The organism is Methylobacterium sp. WL116 (assembly GCF_008039455.1).
GTDB lineage: Bacteria > Pseudomonadota > Alphaproteobacteria > Rhizobiales > Beijerinckiaceae > Methylobacterium.
The window spans coordinates 1-5960 of sequence record NZ_VRUV01000282.1 but is presented as its reverse complement, the minus strand read 5'-3'; the positions used below and the strand labels follow the sequence as shown (position 1 = coordinate 5960).

Annotated in this window: 3 protein-coding genes and 1 pseudogene; 3 read left to right on the top strand and 1 reads right to left on the bottom strand. The window is 73.6% G+C overall.

Translation table 11 applies throughout. The features are described from left to right. The 3 genes from FV223_RS18085 to FV223_RS18075 form a co-directional block, all read left to right on the top strand. Positions 1–524 (top strand): biotin-dependent carboxyltransferase family protein (locus FV223_RS18085; RefSeq protein WP_147728323.1); only part of this gene is annotated, 524 nt, incomplete at its 5' end. A gap of 42 nt (positions 525–566) precedes the next feature. Further along, positions 567–1388: an FAD binding domain-containing protein gene (locus tag FV223_RS18080; RefSeq protein WP_147728322.1), complete on the top strand. Its 822-nt coding sequence runs from the start codon at positions 567–569 to the stop codon at positions 1386–1388. Beyond that, positions 1385–4279 (top strand): molybdopterin cofactor-binding domain-containing protein, encoded by a 2895-nt coding sequence (locus tag FV223_RS18075; RefSeq protein WP_147728321.1) that lies wholly within the window; start codon positions 1385–1387, stop codon positions 4277–4279. Before FV223_RS18080 ends, FV223_RS18075 begins: the two co-directional genes overlap by 4 nt. A gap of 3 nt (positions 4280–4282) precedes the next feature. Here FV223_RS18075 and hydA read toward each other — a convergent pair. Further along, positions 4283–5691: pseudogene (gene hydA / locus FV223_RS18070) on the bottom strand (dihydropyrimidinase). Positions 5692–5960 lie beyond the last annotated feature (269 nt).

Here is a 5960-nt window from a genome sequence, read left to right as displayed (position 1 = left end):
CGCAGGCCCTGGTCGCGCCCTGGCTCGACCGGCCGGCCGACACGATCCGCGTCGTGCTCGGGCCGCAGGACGACGCCTTCGCGGCGGACCAGATCGCGGCGTTCCTCGACGGCCCGTGGACGGTCGCCGGGCGCGGCGACCGCATGGCCTGCTTCCTCGACGGCCCGCGCCTGACCCATGCACGCGGCCACGACATCGTCTCCGACGGCATCGCCATGGGCGCGATTCAGGTGCCGGGCGAGGGGCTGCCGATCGTGCTGATGGCCGACCGGCAATCGACCGGCGGCTACCCGAAGATCGCCACGGTGATCGGCCCCGACCTCGGGCGGCTCGCCCAGGCCCAGGCCGGCACGCGGCTGCGCTTCGCCGCGGTCTCGATCGCGGACGCCGTCGCGGCCCGCAGGGCGGAGGCCGCGTGCCTCGCGCCCGAGATTCGGGTGGAGCCGGTGGTCCGCACCGCATTCCCGTCGGAGCTGCTGCTTGGGCTCAACCTCGTGGACGGCGTCGTCGACGCACGTGGGTGATCGCTTAGGCGGTTGGACGAAGACTTGCTTGGGCGCAGCCGCATGGATCTCGATACGATCAGCTCGGTCCTCACCCCGCGGGAGCCCGGCTCGCTGCCGGGCTGGCGCGCGGGCGACGCGTGGCTCGCCGGCGGCACCTGGCTGTTCTCGGAGCCGCAGCCGCATCTCGCGCGGCTGATCGACCTCACCGCCCTGGCGCTTCCGCCGAGCGCGGCGACCGAAGCGGGCTTGAGCCTGTCGGCCACCTGCACGATCGCCGAGCTGGACCGGATCGAGCTGCCGCCCGCCTGGATCGCCGCGCCGCTCGTCGGGCAGAGCTGCCGGGCGCTGCTCGGCTCGTTCAAGATCTGGAACCGGGCGACCGTGGGCGGCAACCTCTGCCTTGCGCTGCCCGCCGGGCCGATGATCGCGCTCGCCGTGGCGCTCGACGGCGTCTGCACCATCCGCACCGGCGCGGGCGGCGAGCGCCGGATGGCGGTGGCCGAGTTCGTGCTCGGGCCGCAGGCGACCGCGCTCGCCCCGGACGAGGTCCTGCTGCGCCTCGACATGCCGGCCTCGGCCCTCAAGCGGCGCGCGGCCTTCCGCCGGATCTCGCTGAGCCCGAACGGCCGCTCCGGCGCCCTGCTGATCGGCACGCGGGACGCCGACGGCACGCGCGTCGTCACCGTCACGGCCTCGACCCGCCGCCCGGTGCGCCTCGTCTTCCCGGCGCCGCCGAGCGCCCGCGACCTCGCCGACGCGATCGCAACGCGGATCGACGACGCGCTCTGGTACGACGACGTGCACGGCGCGCCGGATTGGCGCCACCACGTCACCGGCCTGCTCGCCGAGGAGATTCGGGCCGAGCTCAGCGAGGGCGCATGAGGATCGTCGTCAACGGCCATGCCGAGGAGGTGGCGCCGCGTCCCGGCCAGTGCCTGCGCACGCTGCTGCGCGAGCAGGGCTGGTTCGGCGTCAAGAAGGGGTGCGACGCCGGCGATTGCGGCGCCTGCACGGTCCACCTCGACGGCGAGCCGATCCACAGCTGCCTGCTGCCGGCGTTCCGGGCCGAGGGGCGCAGCGTCACCACCATCGAGGGGCTGTCCGGCCCGTGCCGGCCGGGGCAGGGGGTGCCGGACCGGGCGCCGGATCGGGCGCCGGACCCGCTGCACCCGATGCAGGCGGCCTTCGTCGCGGCCCAGGGCTTTCAGTGCGGCTTCTGCACGCCCGGGATGATCATGACGGCGGCGTCCCTCGACCAGGGCCAGAAGCGCGACCTCGGCGCGGCGCTGAAGGGCAATCTCTGCCGCTGCACCGGCTACCGCGCCATCCGCGACGCCATCGCCGGCATCGCCTCGGCCGAGGCGGCGACCGCGAGCGACCCGATCGGGCGCAGCGTGCCGGCGCCCGCGGCGCCGGACATCGTGTCGGGCCGCGCCGGCTACACCTTCGACCTCGCCATGCCGGGCCTGCTGCACATGCGGGTGCTGCGCTCAGACCACGCGCACGCGCGGATCGTCGCGATCGATCGCGCGGCGGCCCTGGCGCTCCCGGGCGTCGTCGCGGTGCTCACTTATGCGGACGTGCCGAACCTGCGCTTCTCCACCGGCCGGCACGAGAACCCGGCCGACGACGCGCCCGACACCCGCGTGCTCGACGACACCGTCCGCTTCGTCGGCCAGCGCGTCGCCGCGGTGGTCGCCGAGACGGAAGCCGCGGCCGAGGCCGGCGTGTGGGCGCTCGCTATCGCCTACGAGCCGTTGCCGGCGGTGTTCGACCCGGAGGATGCGATGCGGCCCGACGCGACGCGAGTCCACGGCGGGGTCGTGTCGGGGGCGGACGCGCCGCCGCAGGCGTTCCGCGCGAACCTCGCGGCCGAGGCGCACGGCCTGGTCGGCGACGTCGAGGCGGGTTTTGCCGAGGCGCACCACATCCACGAGGGCACCTACCTCTCGCAACGGGTGCAGCACGCCCATCTCGAGACCCACGGCGCGATCGGCTGGCGGGACGCGGACGGCCGCCTCGTGATCCGCTCCTCGACGCAGGTGCCGTTCCTGACCCGCGACGCGCTCTGCACGCTGTTCGACCTCGACCGATCGCAGGTGCGGGTGATGGCGGCCCGCGTCGGCGGCGGGTTCGGCGGCAAGCAGGAGATGCTGACCGAGGATCTCGTCGCGCTGGCGGTGCTCCGCACCGGGCGCCCGGTGAAGTGGGAGCTCACCCGCCAGGAGCAGTTCACCGCCACCACCACCCGCCATCCGATGCGGGTCCGGGTAAAGCTCGGCGCGCGAGCCGACGGCACGCTCACCGCGATCCAGCTCGACGTCGTCTCGAACACCGGGGCCTACGGCAACCATGCCGGCGGCGTGCTCCACCACGGCACCAACGAGGTGATCGGCGCCTATCGCTGCCCGAACAAGCGCGTCGACGGCTACGCCGTCTACACCCACACCCTGCCGGCCGGCGCCTTCCGCGGCTACGGCCTCAGCCAGACGATCTTCGCCGTCGAATCGGCGATGGACGAGCTCGCCCGCGACCTCGGCCTCGACCCTTACGCGATGCGCCGCCGCAACGCGGTGCGGCCCGGCGACCCGATGGTCTCGACCAGCCTAGAGCCGCACGACGTCGAATACGGCAGCTACGGCCTCGACCAGTGCCTCGACCTCGCCGAGCGCGCGATGGCGGCCCCCGGCGGCGACCCGGCTCCGGAGGGCTGGCGTGTCGGCGAGGGCATGGCGATGGCGATGATCGACACGATCCCCCCGCGCGGGCATTTTTCGGACGCGCGCATCCGGCTTTCCCTGTCCGGGCCATCCGATCGCGGGTCCCTTCTCCCAGGCGGAGAGGGACAGGGTGAGGGGCGTGGCCTCTCCGGCGCGTCCTCGTCCCTCACCCCAGCCCTCCACCGCACGGGAGAGGGGGTCCGTCGCGGTGATGGCGACCCTTCCGACGGCGCCGTCTACGAGCTTCTGGTCGGCACCGCGGAGTTCGGCAACGGCACCACCACCGTGCATGCGCAGATCGCGGCCGCCGCCCTCGGCACCGCGCCGGACCGCATCCGCATCCGCGCCTCCGACACCGACGCGGTCGGCCACGACACCGGCGCCTACGGCAGCACCGGCATCGTCGTGGCGGGTCGCGCGACGCTGAACGCGGCGGAGGCGCTCGCCCGCGCGATCCTGACCCGGGCGGCGGCGCAGGCGGGCGCCGCGGACGCCGACTGCCGCCTCGAGGGCGACCACGTGATCGTTCCGGGGGGCCGCATCGCGTTGGCCGACCTCATCGCCGAGGGTCCGCTCGAAGCGGAAGGCCGGGCCGACGGCTCGCCGCGCTCGGTCGCCTTCAACGTCCAGGCGTTCCGGGTCGCCGTGCATCCGGGGACCGGCGAGGTCCGGATCCTGCGCAGCGTCCACGCGGCCGATGCCGGCCGCGTGATCAACCCGATGCAGTGCCGCGGGCAGGTCGAGGGCGGCGTCGCGCAGGCCCTCGGCGCGGCGCTGTACGAGGACGTGCGTCTCGACGAGGCCGGCCGCGTGATCACCCAGACGTTCCGGAACTACCACATCCCGGCCTGCGCCGACGTGCCGGCGACCGAGGTGCTGTTCGCCGACACCCACGACAGCATCGGCCCGCTCGGCGCGAAATCGATGAGCGAGAGCCCGTTCAACCCGGTCGCCCCGGCGCTCGCCAACGCGATCCGCGACGCGACCGGCGCGCGGCTCACCGCGACGCCGTTCGCGCCGGACCGGATCTTTCGGGATGTCGGGGCGGCCTGACCTTCAGCCCGGCACGATGCTCCGGTCGAGCACGCGGCCCTGGCCCGGCACGGACAGCACCCGGCCGTCCTCGGCGACAACCTGCCCGCGCGCGATCGTCATCACCGGCCAGCCGGTCACCGAAAACCCCTCCCAGGGGGTGTAGTCGGCGCCGTGATGGAGCGCCGCCTGCGTGATCGTCTCGCGGCGGTTTGGGTCCCACAGGGTCAGGTCGGCGTCGAAGCCGGGGCCGATCGAGCCTTTCTTCGGATACAGGCCGTAGAGCTTCGCGTGGTTCGTCGCGGTGAGCGCGGCGAACTGGTTCAGCGAGATCCGCCCCTTCGACACGCCCTCGGAGAAGAGCACCGGCAGCCGGGTCTCGATGCCGGGGATGCCGTTCGGGATCCAGCGGAAGGAGGTTCTTGCGCGCGGGTTGAGCTTGCCCTGGGGGTCGTCGTAGCGGAACGGGCAATGGTCGGAGGAGACCACGTCGAAGATCCCGCGCTGCAGGCCGGACCAGATCGCCGCCTGGCTCGCGGCATCCCGCGGCGGCGGCGAGCAGACGTACTTCGCGCCCGACATCGGGTCGTCGCCGATCCCCTTCATGTCCTCGGCCGTCAGCGTCAGGTATTGCGGGCAGGTCTCGGCATGGATCTTCAGGCCGCGCCCCTGCGCCCACGCGATCTGCTCCATCGCCTGCTCGCCCGAGACGTGGACGATGACGATCGGCAGGTCGACCAGCTCGGCATGGCTGATCGCCCGATGCGCCGCCTCGCGCTCGACCGGTTGCGGCCGCGACAGCGCATGGCCGAAGGGCCGGGTCTCCCCGGCCTTCTCCAGGCGCTCGCCGAGGTAGCGGATCGCGTCGTAGCCCTCGGCATGGACCATCACGCGGGCGCCCTCGCGCCGGGCGACGTCGAACACGTCGAGGATCTGCCGGTCGTTCAGGACCAAGTCGTCGTACGTCATGAAGACCTTGAACGAGGTGTAGCCGGCGGCGATCAGCGCCGGCAGCTCCTGCCCGAGCACCGCCTCGGTCGGGTCCGAGACGATCAGGTGGATCGCCGCGTCGACGTGGCATTGCCCCTCGGCCAGACCGCGATAGGCCTCGGCCGCCGCGCGCAGGAGCCGCCGCGCGGCTGCAACGCGAACGGCATCACGCAGGTGTTGCCGCCGGCGGCGGCCGCCCGCGTCGCCGAGGCGAAGTCGTCGGCCATGACGATGCCGGGCCCCGAGGGCTGCGCGATGTGGACGTGGCTGTCGATGCCGCCCGGCAGCACCAGCAGCCCGGACGCGTCGATGGTCCGGGCCGCGTCCACCACCCGCTCGGCCACCGCGACGATGCGGCCGTCGCGGATGCCGATCTCGGCACGCAGCGTGTCGGCGGCGGTGACGACGGTGCCGCCGCGGATCGCGAGATCGAAGTCGGGCATGGTTTCGCCGCCTCTCGGGTGGAACCTCGGTCCTGTCGACCGGTCCGGCCGCCCTGGCACGATGCGTGCCCGGACCGCCTCCATCCGCCCGCGAGAGTGTCCGACCCGATGTCCCCAGCGCCGCTGAACCGCTTCTCCGTCGTGCCGCTCGCGCAGATGACGCGCCGCCTCGCCGACGTGGCGTCGGGCCGGGCCGAGCCGGACCTCGTGATCGCCGGCGCGCGGGTGCTCTCGACCTATTCCGACCGCATCCTGCCCGAGCGCGAGGT

Coding starts and splice junctions, on each gene's coding strand:
- FV223_RS18075 (WP_147728321.1), top strand. CDS start 1,385: ATGAGGATCGTCGTCAACGGCCATGCCGAGGAGGTGGCGCCGCGTCCC.
- FV223_RS18080 (WP_147728322.1), top strand. CDS start 567: ATGGATCTCGATACGATCAGCTCGGTCCTCACCCCGCGGGAGCCCGGC.